This window comes from Stappia albiluteola, from assembly GCF_014050225.1.
Lineage (GTDB): Bacteria > Pseudomonadota > Alphaproteobacteria > Rhizobiales > Stappiaceae > Hongsoonwoonella > Hongsoonwoonella albiluteola.
Genome location: NZ_JACFXV010000054.1, coordinates 75,734 through 91,224, shown reverse-complemented (window position 1 = coordinate 91,224; position 15,491 = coordinate 75,734). Strand labels below are relative to the sequence as shown.

The 15,491-nt window shown below is 63.8% G+C and carries 14 protein-coding genes; 11 read left to right on the top strand and 3 right to left on the bottom strand.

Annotated features, from left to right (window positions below; translation table 11 throughout):
- Positions 1 to 20: 20 nt before the first annotated feature.
- From plsY to rpmG, 8 genes are all read left to right on the top strand, one after another.
- A complete protein-coding gene (gene plsY / locus H2509_RS12865; protein WP_182165986.1) occupies positions 21 to 641 on the top strand; it encodes a glycerol-3-phosphate 1-O-acyltransferase PlsY in 621 nt (206 codons plus the stop codon).
- Positions 638 to 1,747, top strand: coding sequence for a DNA-processing protein DprA (gene dprA, locus H2509_RS12860; protein ID WP_182165984.1), 1,110 nt, complete (start codon positions 638 to 640; stop codon positions 1,745 to 1,747). The genes plsY and dprA overlap by 4 nt, the downstream gene beginning before the upstream one ends.
- Positions 1,748 to 1,906: 159 nt before the next feature.
- Positions 1,907 to 4,618: a type I DNA topoisomerase gene (gene topA, locus H2509_RS12855; protein WP_182165982.1), complete on the top strand. Its 2,712-nt coding sequence runs from the start codon at positions 1,907 to 1,909 to the stop codon at positions 4,616 to 4,618.
- On the top strand, positions 4,615 to 6,936 hold the full coding sequence (gene rnr, locus H2509_RS12850) for a ribonuclease R (RefSeq protein WP_235974914.1): 2,322 nt from the start codon (positions 4,615 to 4,617) through the stop codon (positions 6,934 to 6,936). Before topA ends, rnr begins: the two co-directional genes overlap by 4 nt.
- Positions 6,933 to 7,400, top strand: a complete 468-nt coding sequence (locus H2509_RS12845) for a DUF983 domain-containing protein (RefSeq protein WP_182165980.1) — start codon at positions 6,933 to 6,935, stop codon at positions 7,398 to 7,400. The genes rnr and H2509_RS12845 overlap by 4 nt, the downstream gene beginning before the upstream one ends.
- Entirely contained in the window at positions 7,397 to 8,140 is a 744-nt protein-coding gene (locus H2509_RS12840; RefSeq protein WP_182165978.1) for an NUDIX hydrolase, read from the top strand. Before H2509_RS12845 ends, H2509_RS12840 begins: the two co-directional genes overlap by 4 nt.
- 68 nt (positions 8,141 to 8,208) lie before the next feature.
- The gene (locus H2509_RS12835; protein WP_182165975.1) at positions 8,209 to 9,396 is read left to right on the top strand and encodes an MFS transporter; all 1,188 of its coding nucleotides are present in this window, start codon (positions 8,209 to 8,211) and stop codon (positions 9,394 to 9,396) included.
- A gap of 143 nt (positions 9,397 to 9,539) precedes the next feature.
- Entirely contained in the window at positions 9,540 to 9,707 is a 168-nt protein-coding gene (gene rpmG, locus H2509_RS12830) for a 50S ribosomal protein L33 (RefSeq protein ID WP_182165973.1), read from the top strand.
- A gap of 473 nt (positions 9,708 to 10,180) precedes the next feature.
- Here rpmG and H2509_RS12825 read toward each other — a convergent pair whose 3' ends face one another.
- Positions 10,181 to 11,548 carry a PleD family two-component system response regulator gene (locus tag H2509_RS12825; protein WP_182165971.1) on the bottom strand — a complete coding sequence of 456 codons (1,368 nt, stop codon included), beginning with the start codon at positions 11,546 to 11,548 and terminating at the stop codon, positions 10,181 to 10,183.
- Positions 11,549 to 11,570: 22 nt separating this feature from the next.
- Positions 11,571 to 11,939, bottom strand: a complete 369-nt coding sequence (locus H2509_RS12820; protein WP_182166111.1) for a response regulator — start codon at positions 11,937 to 11,939, stop codon at positions 11,571 to 11,573.
- A 253-nt stretch (positions 11,940 to 12,192) separates the two neighbouring features.
- Between H2509_RS12820 and H2509_RS12815 the strand changes: the two genes are divergently transcribed.
- From H2509_RS12815 to H2509_RS12805, 3 genes are read left to right on the top strand one after another with little or no spacing between them, the layout of a single operon-like run.
- Positions 12,193 to 12,495, top strand: coding sequence for a DUF3572 domain-containing protein (locus tag H2509_RS12815; protein ID WP_182165969.1), 303 nt, complete (start codon positions 12,193 to 12,195; stop codon positions 12,493 to 12,495).
- A 7-nt stretch (positions 12,496 to 12,502) separates the two neighbouring features.
- Complete coding sequence (locus tag H2509_RS12810; protein ID WP_182165967.1) at positions 12,503 to 13,168, top strand: hypothetical protein; 666 nt, start codon at positions 12,503 to 12,505, stop codon at positions 13,166 to 13,168.
- 32 nt (positions 13,169 to 13,200) lie between these two features.
- Entirely contained in the window at positions 13,201 to 14,532 is a 1,332-nt protein-coding gene (locus tag H2509_RS12805; RefSeq protein WP_182165965.1) for a DNA polymerase IV, read from the top strand.
- 30 nt (positions 14,533 to 14,562) lie between these two features.
- Here H2509_RS12805 and H2509_RS12800 read toward each other — a convergent pair whose 3' ends face one another.
- Entirely contained in the window at positions 14,563 to 15,423 is an 861-nt protein-coding gene (locus tag H2509_RS12800; protein ID WP_209001944.1) for a cell envelope integrity EipB family protein, read from the bottom strand.
- Positions 15,424 to 15,491: the final 68 nt, after the last annotated feature.

Below are 15,491 nucleotides of genomic sequence, written 5' to 3'. Positions count from 1 at the left end.
ATGCAACCGGAGGATGCAGCGTGCCGGATCCCATAAGCTGGTCTCTGTCGGGGCCGTATTATCTGGCGGCCCTCGCCTTCGGCTACCTGCTCGGCTCCATACCCTTCGGCGTAATCCTGACGCGCATTGCCGGCCTTGGTGATATTCGCAGGATCGGTTCGGGCAATATCGGCGCCACGAATGTGCTGCGCAGCGGGCGCAAGGGTCTCGCCGCGCTGACCCTGCTTGGCGATGCACTCAAGGGCACCGCCGCCGTGCTCCTGGCCAACCGCTATTTCGGCGTCGACATCTCGCTGGTAGCGGGATTCGGGGCGTTCCTGGGCCACCTCTTTCCCGTCTGGCTGAAATTTCGCGGCGGCAAGGGCGTCGCCACCTATCTTGGCGTGCTGCTCGGCTTTCACTGGCAGGCGGCGCTCGCCTTCGCGGCGATCTGGATCGCCGTGGCGTTTGCGACCCGATATTCCTCCCTGTCCGCCCTCGTCGCGAGCCTTGCGACGCCGCTTCTGCTGTATTTCGTCTTCCGTGAACCGCAGCTGACCGAAATGATGGCGCTTCTGACTGCGCTTCTTTGGGTGAAGCATGCGGGCAATATCCGCAGGCTTCTCTCCGGCAAGGAAAGCCGGATCGGATCGAAGGGATGAACGAGCGGGAGAAGCTCAGCTGCCTGCGGCTGATCCGCAGCGAGAATATCGGCCCCGCAACCTACCATCGCCTGCTCAGGCACGCCGGCTCGGCGGAAGCTGCGATCCACCTACTTCCCGACCTCTCGCGACGCGGTGGCGGCAGGATATTGCAGCCGGCCAGCGAGCAGGACGCCCTTCGCGAATGGGAGGCGCTCGATCGCTTCGGGGGCAGGCTGATCGCCCTGGACGAGCCTGGTTACCCGCCGCATCTTCGCGAGATCGACGCCGCGCCACCGCTGATTTCCGCCATCGGTAGCGGGAAAGTCCTCGCCCGCGAGCAAACCGTCGGCATCGTCGGTGCGCGCAACTCGTCGATGAGTGGCGAGAAAATCGCCTCGGAAATCGCCGGCAGCCTCGCCGACGCAGGCTACGTGATCGTCTCGGGCCTCGCACGCGGCATCGACGGTGCCGCCCATCGCGCGTCGCTAAAGGGCGGCACGGTAGCGGTATTGGCCGGCGGCGTGGACATCCTTTACCCGCCGGAACACGGCCCCTTGCTGCGATCGATCGTGGATCAGGGCGGCGCGGTGATCAGCGAAATGCCGCTTGGCTGGAAGCCAAGGGCGCGCGATTTCCCGCGTCGAAATCGGCTGATTTCGGGGCTCTCCCTCGGCGTGGTGCTGATCGAGGCCGCCCGAGCCTCCGGCTCGCTCCATACTGCCCGTTTCGCGCTCGAACAGAACCGGGAAGTGATGGCCGTTCCCGGGTCGCCGCTCGATCCACGCTCGGAGGGCGGCAATCTTTTGATCCGCGAGGGAGCGGCCCTCGTCGCCAATGCATCCGACGTGATCGAGACCCTGCATCGCGGCAACCGGCAACTCGCCTTCCCCCGGCTCGATCTGCGCGAGGACGAGCCTGTAGAGGCGCCGCTTTCTCTCCTAGATGACAGCGAAAGAGGCGTGGTGCTCTCTGCTCTCGGCCCCGTCCCGGTCGATCCGGACGAATTGGCGGTGCATGTCGGTCTGCCCGTGCGCAAGATCAACGTGGTGCTCCTGGAGCTCGAGCTTTCCGGCCGGCTGGAGCGTCACGGCGGCGGTACCGTATCCCTCGTCGACGCCCGCTGAGGCGGCGCATTCCCCCCCGGGACAAGACAGCCTCTTGACCGGCGGTCGACCACAGTCCATTTGACAGCCGGCCCTCAATTGGGGATCGTCGCGCGTCCCGGACGGCGTCCGTGACCGTGCGGCAAGGCCTTCGTCAATCAGTTTCAAGTTTGGAAATCGATGAATATCGTCATTGTGGAATCGCCGGCCAAGGCAAAGACCATCAACAAGTACCTTGGCTCTGGCTATCAGGTTCTGGCTTCCTACGGCCATGTGCGCGACCTGCCCGCCAAGGACGGATCGGTGCTGCCTGATCGCGATTTCGAGATGACGTGGGATGTCGATGCCAAGTCGCAAAAGCGGCTGAACGATATCGCCAAGGCGGTGAAGGATGCCGACCGCCTCATCCTCGCGACCGACCCGGATCGCGAAGGGGAAGCGATTTCCTGGCACGTTCTGCAGGTGCTGCTCGCCAAGAAGGTGCTCAAGGACAAGCCTGTCGAGCGCGTCGTCTTCAACGCGATCACCAAGCAGTCGATCCTCGAGGCGATGAAGAACCCGCGCCCGATCGACGCGCCGCTGGTCGATGCCTATCTCGCCCGCCGCGCGCTCGACTATCTGGTCGGTTTCACCCTGTCGCCGGTACTGTGGCGCAAGTTGCCCGGCGCACGCTCCGCCGGCCGTGTGCAGTCGGTGGCTCTCAGGCTCATCTGCGACCGCGAACAGGACATCGAGACCTTCGTATCGCAGGAATACTGGTCGATTGCCGCCAATCTTAAGACCTCTTCCGGCGATGCGCTGCGTACCCGGGTCGTTGGCGCCGACGGCAAGAAGCTCGGCCGCCTCGACATCAAGTCGAAGGCCCAGGCCGACGATTTGAAGGCTCTGCTCGAGAGCGCTTCCTTCCGCGTTGCCTCGATCGAATCGAAGCCGCAGAAGCGCCATCCCTATCCACCCTTCACCACCTCGACGCTGCAGCAGGAAGCCTCGCGCAAGCTCGGCTTCTCCGCCCAGCGCACCATGCAGATCGCGCAGAAGCTTTATGAGGGCGTGGATATCGGCGGCGAGACGGTTGGCCTCATCACCTACATGCGTACCGACGGCGTTCAGATCGCCGGCGAGGCGATTGCCGGCGCGCGCAAGGTGATCGGCCAGGACTACGGCGACAAATACGTTCCGGAAAAGCCCAGGCACTATTCCTCGAAGGCCAAGAACGCACAGGAAGCGCACGAGGCTATCCGCCCGACAGAGCTTTCCCGCCGGCCGCGCGATGTTGCCCGTTTCGTCGACGTGGATCAGGCGCGCCTCTACGAACTCGTCTGGAAGCGCACCATCGCGAGCCAGATGGAATCCGCCCTGCTGGAGCGCACCACGATCGATGTTGAGGCCAGCGCCGGCTCCCGCCGCGCGGATCTGCGCGCGACAGGCTCCGTCGTGCGGTTCGACGGCTTCCTGACCCTTTATCAGGAAGGCCGCGACGACGAGGAAGACGAGGAGAACGCCCGTCTGCCGGCCGTTACCGCCAATGAGACGCTTGGCCGGGGCGCCAATTCCGAAGGGCAGTTCATCGAGGCGAGCCAGCATTTCACCGAGCCGCCGCCGCGCTACACGGAAGCCACGCTGGTGAAGAAGATGGAGGAGCTCGGGATCGGCCGCCCCTCCACCTATGCCTCCACACTGCAAACCCTGCGCGACCGCGATTATGTCGAACTCGACAAGAAGCGCCTCGTGCCACAGGACAAGGGCCGTCTCGTCACCGCCTTCCTGGAAAGCTTCTTCAACCGCTACGTGGAATATGATTTCACGGCGGACCTGGAGGAAAAGCTCGACCGCATCTCGGCCGGCGAATTGCAGTGGCGCGACGTGCTGCGCGACTTCTGGCGCGATTTTTCCGGTGCCGTCGAGGACATCAAGGACCTGCGCGTCTCGGAAGTGCTCGATGCGCTGAACGAATTGCTTGCCGCGCATATCTTCCCCGTGATGGAGGAAGGCAAGGACCCGCGCGTCTGTCCGGCCTGCGGCAAGGGCACGCTTTCGCTCAAGGTCAGCCGATTCGGCGCCTTTATCGGCTGCTCGAACTACGGCAACGAGGAAAATCCCTGCAGCTACACGCGCCAGCTTTCGGCCAATGGCAATGGCGAGGACGATGCGGCCAGCGACGGACCGAAGCTCCTCGGCCAGGACCCGGAAACGGGCGAAGACGTCACGCTGCGAAGCGGCCGTTTCGGCCCCTATGTCCAACTGGGCGAGGATGCCAAGCCGAAGCGGGCATCGCTGCCACGCGGCTGGTCGGCGGCCGACTTGGACCTGGAAAAGGCGCTTCGCCTGCTCTCGCTGCCGCGTGAAATCGGCGCGCATCCCGAAGACGGCAAGCCGATTTCCGCAGGTATCGGGCGTTACGGTCCCTTCGTCCTGCATGATGGGACCTATGCAAATCTGGAGAGTGCGGACGAGGTCTTCTCCGTCGGCATCAACCGGGCTGTTGACCTGCTTGCGCAAAAGCGGGCGAAGACCGGCGGCGGCCGCGGCACGGCTGCACCTTTGAAGGAGCTTGGCGACCATCCGGACGGCGGATCGATTGCCGTCTATGACGGCCGCTACGGGCCTTACGTCAAATGGCAGAAGGTCAACGCCACCCTGCCGAAGGGCAGCGACCCGCAAACGGTGACGCTGGAGAAGGCCGTCGAGCTGGTGAATGCCAAGGCGGCAAGTTCCGGAAAGGGCAAGGCCAAGGCATCCAAGGCCAAGGCGAACGGAAAGGCCGCTTCTTCCGACAAGCCTGCCGCGAAAAAGACAACCGCCAAAAAGACCACGGCCAAAAAGACAACCGCGAGCAAGGCCGCTTCCGGCGGGCGCAAGAAGGCGCAAGGCGCAGCGGAAGGAGCATCTTGAAGACCTCCGGTCCCTCTAAGAAGAAGAAGGCCCGGTCGTCGACCGGCGGTGCGGATGACGGCCTGCCAAGCCGCGAGCAAATCCTCGCCTTCGTCGCCGAACAGCCAGGCAAGGTCGGTAAGCGCGAGATCGCCAAGCATTTCGGCATCAAGGGTGGCGAGCGCATCCATCTGAAGCGCCTGCTGAAGGAACTCGCCGAGGAAGGCATTGTCGAGACGCGGCAGAAGCGCCTGTTCCGCCCCGGCGACCTGCCTCCGGTTCTCGTCGTCAACCTGATCGGGCGCGACGCCGACGGCGAGTTGCTTGGCGAGCCGGTCCAGTGGGACGAAGAGGAACACGGCACACCGCCAAAGATCCTCGTACTGCCCGAGCGCCATCGCCGGCCCGGGCCCGCCGGCGGCGTCGGCGATCGCGCGCTGGTCCGCCTGACCGACCAGCCGGCGGGCCGGGAGGCGGCACGTACGGCCCGCATCATCAAGCTGCTGGAACGCCAGCAGACGGCAATTCTGGGGGTGCTGCACCTGCGGGGAGCCGGAGTGCCGGCGCGGCTTGAGCCGGTCGACCGCAAGCAGCGCGAGCTGGAAGTCGACACGTCCGATCTCAAGGGTGCCAAAGACGGCGATCTCGTTTCCGTTCAGGTGACGCGCGTCGGCCGCTACGGCATGCCGCGCGCCCGGGTGCTGGACCGCATCGGTTCCATGAATTCGGAAATGGCCGTTTCCGAAATCGCGCTGCACACACATGGTATTCCGCACCGCTTTCCGGCCAAGGTCCTGGCAGAGGCCGAAGAGGCCGAGCCGGTCGCGATGGCGAACCGCGAGGATTGGCGCAGCCTCCCGCTCATCACCATCGATCCACCGGATGCGAAAGATCATGACGACGCCGTACACGCGGCCGACGACGACAATCCAGACAATGACGGCGGCTTCGTCATCAGCGTCGCCATCGCCGATGTCGCGGCCTATGTGACGCCGGGCTCGGCGCTGGATCGCGAAGCGCATATACGCGGCAATTCGGTCTATTTTCCCGACCGGGTGATCCCGATGCTGCCGGAGCGCATTTCCAACGACCTCTGCTCCCTGCGCGAGAAGGAAGACCGGCCGGCGCTTGCCGTCCGAATGACCTTCGACGCGCATGGCAAGAAGCTCACCCACAGCTTCCACCGCGTCATGATGCGCTCCGCCGCCAAGCTTTCGTACCAACAGGCCCAGGCGGCGATCGACGGGCGTCCGGACGAGAAGACCGATCCGCTGCTCGATGGCGTCCTGAAGCCCCTGTGGAGGGCCTATGCCGCACTGAAGCGGGGACGCGACGCCCGCGAACCGCTGGAACTCGATCTGCCGGAGCGCAAGATCCGCCTCGACAGGAATGGCCTTGTCGAGGGCGTCTACGTTCCCGAACGCCTCGATGCGCACAAGCTCATCGAGGAATTCATGATCCAGGCGAATGTCGCCGCGGCGGAGGCGCTGGAACGCAAGAAAACGCCCCTGCTCTATCGCGTCCACGACGCTTCGAGCCCTGAAAAGCTGGAAGCACTGAAGGATTTCCTGTCGACGCTGGACATCAAGCTCGCCCAGCGCGGCGGCCTCAGGCCCACCGCGTTCAACCGCATCCTGAAGCAGGTGGAGGGAACGCCGAATTCGCAGCTTGTCAGCGAGGTCATTCTTCGCAGCCAGGCGCAAGCCGAATACGCGCCGGTCAATATCGGCCATTTCGGCCTGAACCTGCGCCGCTATGCGCATTTCACCTCGCCGATCCGCCGCTACGCTGACCTGATCGTCCACCGCGGACTGATCCGTGCGCTCGGCTTCGGGGAGGATGGGCTGCCCGCCGGGATCGAGGCGAAGCTCGAAGCGATCGGCGCGGAAGTCTCCGCCGCCGAGCGACGGGCAATGCTGGCGGAGCGCGACACGATCGACCGATTGATCGCGCTGTGGCTCAAGGACCAGGTCGGCGCCATCTTCCAGGGCCGCATCTCCGGCGTCGTCAAGTCCGGGCTCTTCGTGCGACTGAACGATACCGGGGCGGACGGTTTCGTGCCGGCTTCGACCATCGGCGAGGACTACTACCACTACGACCAAGTGTCGCACGCCATGATCGGCCGTTCCACAGGGGAAACCTACCAACTTGGCGATGCCGTGGAGGTCCGCCTGGTCGAGGCGGCCCCCTTCGCGGGCTCGTTGCGGTTTGAACTTCTGAGCGAGGGCCGCTATCTGTCGGACAAATCGAAGACAGGCCGGCAGTCGGCCGGGCGACGGGCAGGCAAGGCGCCGGCACGCGCCGGCAGGCACCGTCAGAAGAAGGGCCGACGCGCATGAGCGTTATCATCGAAACCGGCGAACCCGCCGGAACCCTGCCCGCGAAGCCGAAACGCAATACCGGCCAGGCCGTACTGCGCGGCACGATGTGCAAGTGCCCCGCCTGCGGCAATGGCCGCGTTTTCGACGGCTATCTTAAGGTCCGGACCAATTGCGACGCTTGCGGCGAGGCGCTCCATCACCATCGCGCCGACGACGCGCCTCCCTATTTCACGATCTTCCTCGTCGGCCACATCATCATTCCGCTGTCGCTGGCGGTTGAAATCGCCTATCGCCCGGAGATCTGGATCCATATGGCGCTGTGGCTGCCGCTCACGATCTTCTCTGCGCTTTTCTTCCTGCGGCCGATCAAGGGCGCGCTAATCGGATTGCAGTGGGGTCTCTACATGCACGGCTTCGACCCCGAAGCCGGCGACCCGGACGAGGTATTTTATTCCGCACCCGAAGGGGCTGCTTCTCAATGAGCGACGGCCTGGTCGCCCGCCTCTCCTCCGCCGAGCGGAAGATGGACTTTCCGAACCTTCGTCCGAAGGATGCGGCGACCTTGCTCATTCTGGACCGTCAGCGAAATGGCGACATCAAGGTGCTGATGGGCAGGCGGCACGAACGCCACAAGTTCATGCCGGGCATGTTCGTCTTTCCGGGCGGGCGGGTCGACCCGCAGGATTCCCGCGTGCCGGTCGCGGCCTCCTATCACCCGCAGGTCGCGGCCAAACTCGCCCATGAGATGAAGGGCCCCAGGAGCGAAGCGCGCCAGCGCGCCTTCGGCGTGGCCGCCATCCGCGAGACCTTCGAGGAGGCCGGCGTTTTCGTTGCCCGCCGGGCAGGCGATCCCTGGCAGGGCGAGGGCGACTTCGCCGCCTTTTCCGAGCGCGGCCTTGCCCTGGACCTGTCGCCGTTCCGCATGGTTGCCCGCGCGATCACGCCGCCGCGCCGCCCACGGCGTTTCGACACGCGGTTCCTGGCCGTATTCGCGGACGAAATCGCCGACCGCCTGCCCGAGGGAACCGGCCCGTCCGGGGAGCTTGAGGAAGTCGACTGGCTGACGCTCGATGCGGCAAAATCTCTCGACCTGCCGACGATCACGCTGACGATCATCGAGGAATTGCAGAACCGCCTTTCCGCCGACCCGGACCTTGCTCCCGAAACCGCGGTTCCCTTCTATTACTGGCGACGCACCGGTTTCATCCGCGAATTGATTTAAGATGCCGCCCATTCGGAACGGCTCGCCCTGACGGTCGAATCCGCCCTGGCTGCTGGAGTGTTTGATCGATGGACGCATCCTCATCCGGAAGCGGAGCATTCTCGGCCAGCCGCCTGCGCGGCATCACTGCCGCGATTTCCGCCATCACCGCCGTCGGCATCGGCCTGTCCCTCAGCCTGCCGCTTCTTGCCCTGACGCTGGAAGCGCGCGGCATATCCGGCACCTGGATCGGGCTGAACACGGCGGTAGCCGGCATCTCCGCACTTCTGGTGACGCCGCTGGCACCCGCCCTCGCGTTCCGGATCGGCACGGCCCGCGCCACCTATTATTCCGTTGCCCTCGCGGCCCTGGCGCTGATCGGCTTTTACTACGCGACGGCCTTCTGGATGTGGTTTCCCCTGCGCTTCCTGTTTCATGGAGCCGTGACGGTCGCCTTCATCCTTTCGGAATACTGGATCAACGCGCTGGCGCCAGACAGCCGGCGCGGGCTGGTGATGGGCATCTATGCGACCGTGCTATCGATCGGCTTCGCTGCGGGGCCCCTCCTTTTCACGTTGACGGGAACGCAGGGGCTGGTTCCCTTTGTCTCTGGCGCGGCCCTGCTCGTCGCGGCCGCGGTTCCCGTGCTCCTCGCCCGCAACGACGAGCCGCCCAGCCACGGCGAAGGCGGCTCGCTGCCGCTTCTCACCTATCTGGTGGGCGCTCCGCTGGGAACACTGGCGGGCCTCGTGTTCGGCGCCGTGGAATCGGGTTCCTTGTCGCTCCTGCCCGTATTCGGCGTGAGGATCGGACTTGCGCCGTCGGAAGCCGCCCTTCTCGTCTCCGCCGTCGCACTCGGCAATGTGGTGCTTCAGATCCCCCTCGGCCTCGCCGCCGACCGTTTCGACCGGCGCTGGCTGCTGTTTCTCTGCGCGGCCATCGGCGCCGCCGGGGCCCTTCTCATGCCCACCGTGTCAGGAAACCTCTGGCTATTGATCGCGGTGCTCTTCATCTGGGGCGGTTTCATCGCCGGCCTGTATACGATCGGCCTGACGCACCTTGGCGCCCGCTACAGAGGCAAAGCCCTTGCCGGAGCCAATGCCGCCTTCGTCATGATGTATTCGGCCGGCATGCTTCTCGGCCCCTCTACGATGGGTGCCGGCCTCACCCTTTTCGGAGCGCAAGGTCTGCCTTTTGTCGCTGCCGCCTTTTTCGGCGTCTTCGCCCTGTTTGCCCTGCTGCGGATAAGCAGCAGGCGTGCGCGGAAAGCCGCTTGACTTTGTTCCGGTGATCCTTATGGTGCGCCGAGTTTTTCACCCAATCGCCCGGCCGAGCGCGTCGCCCATCTTGCGACATTCTCTTACTATCGGGCAGGATGCAGTCTGCCTTCCAGGCAGCGACACAGGCAGGAATCAAGGCGATGGCCAAGGCGACCACCATCAAGATCAAGCTCGTCTCGACGGCTGATACCGGTTTTTTCTACGTGACCAAGAAGAACTCGCGCACCATGACCGAGAAGATGGTACAGCGTAAGTACGACCCGGTCGCGAAGAAGCACGTCGAGTTCCGTGAAGCGAAAATCAAGTAATCGTCCCGGACCTGTTGTCCCGGGTTTGATGAAAGGGCGCTCAGGCGCCCTTTTTGCTTTTCGGAAAAGCCCTGCCCGAAACAGCAAGGTCCAAGGCGTACCTTGCTGAAGGCACCCGCTTACCGATTTGATTTTTCTGGGCAAAAGAGGCGGTCGGCGCGATGCAGGCGACACGAGGAGGCCACTCCATACCTGCACCGCTGCCGACCCACCCCACGGAATCCAGGAGATGCGGCGGACCTGAGATCACCGTAGGGCATCTAAAGGGTTCGCAAAGCTTTCACCCGAATATTCGGAGTGAATTGAGCGTTGCGCCCTTTGATTATCTGCAGATTAGCGCGATGAGCTGGCGAATCAATAAAAGAACGAAATTGGCTAAAAGCTATTTAGAATTTTAGTAAAGCAACACGGTTAATTCCCGACCCAGAAGACGGCCCGTCGTTCACCGGGGGAGAAACTTGCACACACGCTCGCTACGCGGCAAGGGACACTACCCGGTTGCGCCCTTCGCGCTTGGCGGCATAAAGCGCCCTGTCGGACCGCTTGAGCAATTCGTCGAGCGTATCCGTTTCGCCCTGATAGCTTGAAACGCCGACGCTCACCGTCACATCTAGCTTGGCGCCGTCCCTGCCGATCAGGAAGGGAGCCGAGGCCGTGAGCCGGCGGATCCGCTCGGCCACCTTGTTGGCGATCGACAGGTCGGTATCCGGCATGACGATCACGAATTCCTCGCCGCCGAAACGGCAGGCAAGGTCGAGGCCGCGGATGTTGGCGCGGATGCGGCGGGCGAACTCGCGTAGCACATCGTCGCCCGCGTCATGGCCGTGCGTGTCGTTGACCGTCTTGAAGTAATCGATGTCGAGCGTCAGCACGGAAAGCTCGGCATCGCGTTCCCTCGCCTGGCGAAGCAGCGTACGCAGGTGCGTTTCGAGATAGCGGCGATTGTAGAGCCCCGTCAGGGCGTCCGTGACCGCGAGCGCGATCGTCTTCTGGACGTCGTTGATCAGGCGGTCGTTGGCGCGCTTGCGGGCAACCTGGGAGCGGACCCTCAGCTTCAGTTCGGTGCGATCCACCGGCCGGAGCAGATAGTCGTTCACGCCAAGTTCGAGCGCGCGCAAAACGCGAGGCTGATCGTCGGGCTCCGCAAGCACCATGATAGGCACCTGCCGCGTCCGCTCCAGATCCCGCAGCTGCGAGCAGAGGCGCAAGGGGTCGAAGTCGTTCAGCGACAGGCTGACCAGAACGCCGTCGTAGCTTTGGTCCGCGACACGAAAGAAAGCCTGCTGTGCGTCGCTTTCGACGTCGACGTTATGATCATCGCCAAGCATTGCGGTAATGCGTTCCGACGAGCTCGCGCGATCGTCAACCAGAAGCAGCTTCGCGCATGGCGCGCCTCTGGCGCAGTCGTCGGCGTCGTCCGCACCAAAGGCCGATCCGGTCTGGGCACGCATGCGAAGCTCGTCGGTGGCCCGCTTCAGCGCGATCAGGTTGCGCACGCGCGTGACCAGGGCCATGTCGTTGATCGGCTTCGTGAGGAAATCGTCCGCCCCGGCTTCGAACCCCTTGATCCGGTCCTCCAGCTGGTCCAGCGCAGTGATCATGACGACGGGTATGTGCGCACTGCGCGGATCGGCCTTCAACCGGCGGCAGGTCTCGAAGCCGTCCATGCCGGGCATCATCACGTCGAGCAGCACGACGTCGCAGGGCCAGGACGCGACAGCAGACAACGCGTCCTCGCCGCGCGAAGCCGTCTTCACCTCGAAATATTCGGCGAGCAGCCGCGCTTCCAGCAGCCTGACGTTGGCCCGCACATCGTCGACGACCAGTATGCGCCCTGTCATTCCCCAGACCCCGAAACGAGACCTATTCGCCCAGATAGGAGCGAACCGTCTCCAAGAACTTCACCACTGAAATCGGTTTGGAAATATAGGCTTCGCAACCGCCCTGCCGGATTCGCTCCTCGTCGCCCTTCATGGCGAAGGCGGTGACGGCAATGACCGGAATGGTCCTCAACTCGTCGTCCTCCTTGATCCACTTGGTAACTTCGAGCCCCGAAACTTCGGGCAGCTGGATGTCCATCAGAATCAGATCCGGCCGGTGGGTGCGCGCCAGTTCAAGCGCCTCGATCCCCGTCCGCGTCTGCAATGTCTCATAGCCATGCGCCTCCAGGAGGTCATGGAACAGCTTCATGTTGAGCTCGTTATCCTCAACGATCAGCACAGTTTTCGGCATCATTCCCGCCTTCGCCTGAACGCCTTGCCGGCCGGCGGATCGCCTCCGATCCCCCTTTGAGCTTGCCGGTTCCGCTTGCGCGGAAGCGATCCTTCCGCGAAAAGTGAACCCGGCATCAGTAGCGCTGGCCCCACCCCCTGTTTAGGTCCTGAAAGGGAAAACATCTGTCGCAAATCGGGCGACCGAGGTACCTCCAGGGTTCCTGAACTGGCGACTATCCTACGGTGAATTCGTTTCGGAAAGGCAAACATTAATGACCACCGGGAGCCACAAGTCCCTGACGCTCGAAAGCGCCGAGGCGCTTGCGACCGACGCCCTTGGATATCTTGCCCAGGATCTTGAGCACCTTGGTCGCTTCCTCGCACTGTCCGGCATTGGCCCGCGCGAATTGCGCCAGGCCGCCGGCGATCCCGAGTTCCTGCTGGGGCTCCTGGAATTCTACATGGAGCATGAGGCGCTGCTCCTGGCGTTCAGCGAAACCAAGGGCTACCGCCCGACGATGGTGGCCGCCGCCCATCACATCCTGTTCGAAGCCCAGCAACGCAACGAGATCTGACCCGAAGATGGCCGAACCTCATCCCGTCGAACCGGCAACGCTCACCCAGATCTCGGTGTTGCCGAAAGGCACGCGTCCCCTCATCGTCTGCGACATCGACGAAGTCGTGCTGCACTTCATTCCCCACCTGGAGGAGTATATCGGCCAGCGCGGCTATCGCTTCGACAGCCACGTCTACAAACTGATCGGAAACATCAGCGCATTGGACGGAAGTCCCGCGAACGACGAAACCGTCCGCTCGATGATCCAGGGCTTTTTCGACGCGCACGCCGGAGAGCAAAGACTGGTGGATGGCGCGGCCGATAGCCTCAACGCGCTTTCCGAATTCGCCGACATCGTGCTTTTGACCAATCTTCCGGGCGGCCACAACAAGCCGGTGCGCACCTCCCTGCTGGAAAGAAACGGCATTTCCTTTCCGCTCGTCACCAACCGCGGACCGAAAGGCGGCGCGGTTGCGGCCCTTGCCGCCGGCCGCCGGGAAGGCGTGATCTTCATCGACGATAGCCCGTCGAACCTGCGTTCGGTGCGCGCCTCGCTGGCCAATGCGGTGCTGATCCAGTTCATTGCCGACGCCCGCTTCCTCGCGACCGCTGAGCCACTGGAGGGACTGGGACTGAAAACCAATGACTGGCACCAGACCCGGACCTATATTGAGGGCGTGCTCGGCGGCTGAGTCGGCACGCAACCCCTTGCTTTCGGGCGCAGATGACATCGCCTGGCGGACCGATCGGACCTTCGCAAAGCGCAGCCTCCAGCCGAGCGCTCTGCCGCGATTGCGGCGCGCGGCCACCGGTCACCGCGCATCGTTGCACGGCATGCGGCAGCCCTCGTCTCGTAAAGCATGAGGAGCTGGACAGGCTCGCCATCGCGCATATCGACTGCGACGCCTTCTACGCTTCGGTGGAAAAGCGCGACAATCCGGATTTGCGCGATCTGCCGGTGATTGTCGGCGGAGGAAAACGTGGCGTCGTCTCGACCTGCTGCTACATAGCCCGCATTTCGGGCGTGCGTTCGGCGATGCCGATGTTCAAGGCAATGGAGCTTTGCCCGGATGCGGTGGTGATCAAGCCGGACATGGAAAAATACGTCCGGGTGGGTCGCGAGATCCGCGAAAGAATGCGTGCCCTCACCCCGATGGTCGAGCCGCTGTCGATCGACGAGGCTTTCCTCGATCTGTCCGGTACCGAGCGTCTTCACCATGCCAGTGCCGCCGAGACGCTCGGCCGCTTTGCCAGATCTATCGAGGCCGAGGTCGGTGTGACCGTGTCGGTCGGCCTCGCGCCCAACAAGTTCCTGGCAAAGATCGCATCCGACATGGAAAAGCCGCGCGGCTTCTCGGTGATCGGCGCTGCGGAGGCCGAAAGCTTTCTTGCGACGAAACCGGTCGGCCTCATCTGGGGCGTCGGCAAGGTCTTCCAGGAGAGGCTTGCGAGCGACGGTATCCATACGATCGGCCAGCTTCAGGGCATGGACGCGACCGATCTCGCCCGCCGCTACGGTGCAATGGGACTGCGATTGGCCAAGCTCAGCCGGGGCAAGGACGATCGCTCCGTATCCCCGGAGCGCGAGACGAAGAGCGTCAGCGCGGAAACGACCTTCGACGTGGACCTTGCCGCCTACGAGGCCTTGCGGCCGGTGTTGCGGCGGCTTGCGGAAAAGGTCTCGGAGCGCTGCAAGACGGCCGGCCTGTCGGGCCGAACCATCACCCTGAAGCTGAAGACGGACAATTTCCGCACGATCACCCGCTCGCGCACGCTTGCCGACCCCACCCAGCTTGCCGACCGGATCAGCCGGGTCGGCGACGAACTGCTGCGGGCGGAGACGAATGGCCGCCGGTTCCGCCTGATCGGCATCGGCGTCAGCGATCTGGCGGATGCGGCCTTTGCCGATCCGGACGATCTGGTTGACCGGCAATCCGGCCAGCGTGCCAAGGCGGAACGCGCGATCGACGATCTGCGTTCCCGCTTCGGCAAGGGATCGGTGGAACTCGGATTGACGCTTGGCCAGAAACGCCGCCGCGATCCGGGTCAGGCCTGAAGCTTCCGTGTCCTGCGGATTTGGACCTGCTCAGTTCGCCCTGGCGCAATCCGCCGGCTCGAGCGGCTCCAACTCGACCAGATGGCCGCGGATCTTGAACTCGCCGTAGTCGAGGACCAGACGGCGGCTCACACCGTTCTGGTAGAGCAGGAAGCCGAGCTGATAGACCGGCGTCTTCTCGCCACCCGCATCCGTGTCGTCCTCGAAATAGGAAATCGTCACCGGCCAGTGCGTCAGCCCATCCAGCTTGGAGACCGCGGCTTCCGCATCTTCCTGTGGCTTGCCCGCGCCCTTGCGCTGCTGCCCGATGATCGAGGTCGTGTAATAAACCTTCTCGCCGGTCTCCGAGCCATCGAACACATCCGCCACGAAGACCGCATCGCCCTTTTCGGCGGCCGCCAGCAGTGCCTGCAGATGCTGCGTGGGGAAAAGCACCTTGTTCCTGAGGTCCACGGTCTTCTCGGACGGCTTCTTCAGTTCCACCTCGACGCCGCCATTCGCATGTTCGGCGCGGCCGCGCGTTTCCTCGGCTAACTGGCGGTCGATGAAGGTCTTCGTCAGGAACTGGTAGCCCTTGCCGGACGGCTCCTCGAACGAGGTCGTCTGCAGATCGGTCACCCGCACGCCGCCTTCCGCGCTCGATAGCTCGGTCACGAACCGGAATGAAACGCTGTAGCCCTCGCAGGCGCCGCCCGTGAATTCGTAGACCATGCGGCCGGAAAGGCCGGCAATGCCCGCGTCGTCGTCCGCCTGGCCCAGTTCCATGTCATAGATGGCCCGATGCGGCATCAATTCGATGCCGGCAAATGCGCTCGGAGCGGCACCCGCCATCGCGCCGATCGCAAGGCCCAGCGCCAGAAGTGTCCGGTACGCCTGATCACCAATTCCCATCAATTTCTCCTGAACGCCGAAATCCCGATTTACCGCCGATTTTCGCTCAAATACGGGCGACAGGCCAG

Bases quoted from the DNA above. Each gene is read 5' to 3' on its own strand.
- dprA (WP_182165984.1), top strand. From the start codon at position 638: ATGAACGAGCGGGAGAAGCTCAGCTGCCTGCGGCTGATCCGCAGCGAG.
- topA (WP_182165982.1), top strand. From the start codon at position 1,907: ATGAATATCGTCATTGTGGAATCGCCGGCCAAGGCAAAGACCATCAAC.
- H2509_RS12845 (WP_182165980.1), top strand. From the start codon at position 6,933: ATGAGCGTTATCATCGAAACCGGCGAACCCGCCGGAACCCTGCCCGCG.
- H2509_RS12840 (WP_182165978.1), top strand. From the start codon at position 7,397: ATGAGCGACGGCCTGGTCGCCCGCCTCTCCTCCGCCGAGCGGAAGATG.
- H2509_RS12835 (WP_182165975.1), top strand. From the start codon at position 8,209: ATGGACGCATCCTCATCCGGAAGCGGAGCATTCTCGGCCAGCCGCCTG.
- rpmG (WP_182165973.1), top strand. From the start codon at position 9,540: ATGGCCAAGGCGACCACCATCAAGATCAAGCTCGTCTCGACGGCTGAT.
- H2509_RS12825 (WP_182165971.1), bottom strand. From the start codon at position 11,548: ATGACAGGGCGCATACTGGTCGTCGACGATGTGCGGGCCAACGTCAGG.
- H2509_RS12820 (WP_182166111.1), bottom strand. From the start codon at position 11,939: ATGCCGAAAACTGTGCTGATCGTTGAGGATAACGAGCTCAACATGAAG.
- H2509_RS12815 (WP_182165969.1), top strand. From the start codon at position 12,193: ATGACCACCGGGAGCCACAAGTCCCTGACGCTCGAAAGCGCCGAGGCG.
- H2509_RS12810 (WP_182165967.1), top strand. From the start codon at position 12,503: ATGGCCGAACCTCATCCCGTCGAACCGGCAACGCTCACCCAGATCTCG.
- H2509_RS12805 (WP_182165965.1), top strand. From the start codon at position 13,201: ATGACATCGCCTGGCGGACCGATCGGACCTTCGCAAAGCGCAGCCTCC.
- H2509_RS12800 (WP_209001944.1), bottom strand. From the start codon at position 15,423: ATGGGAATTGGTGATCAGGCGTACCGGACACTTCTGGCGCTGGGCCTT.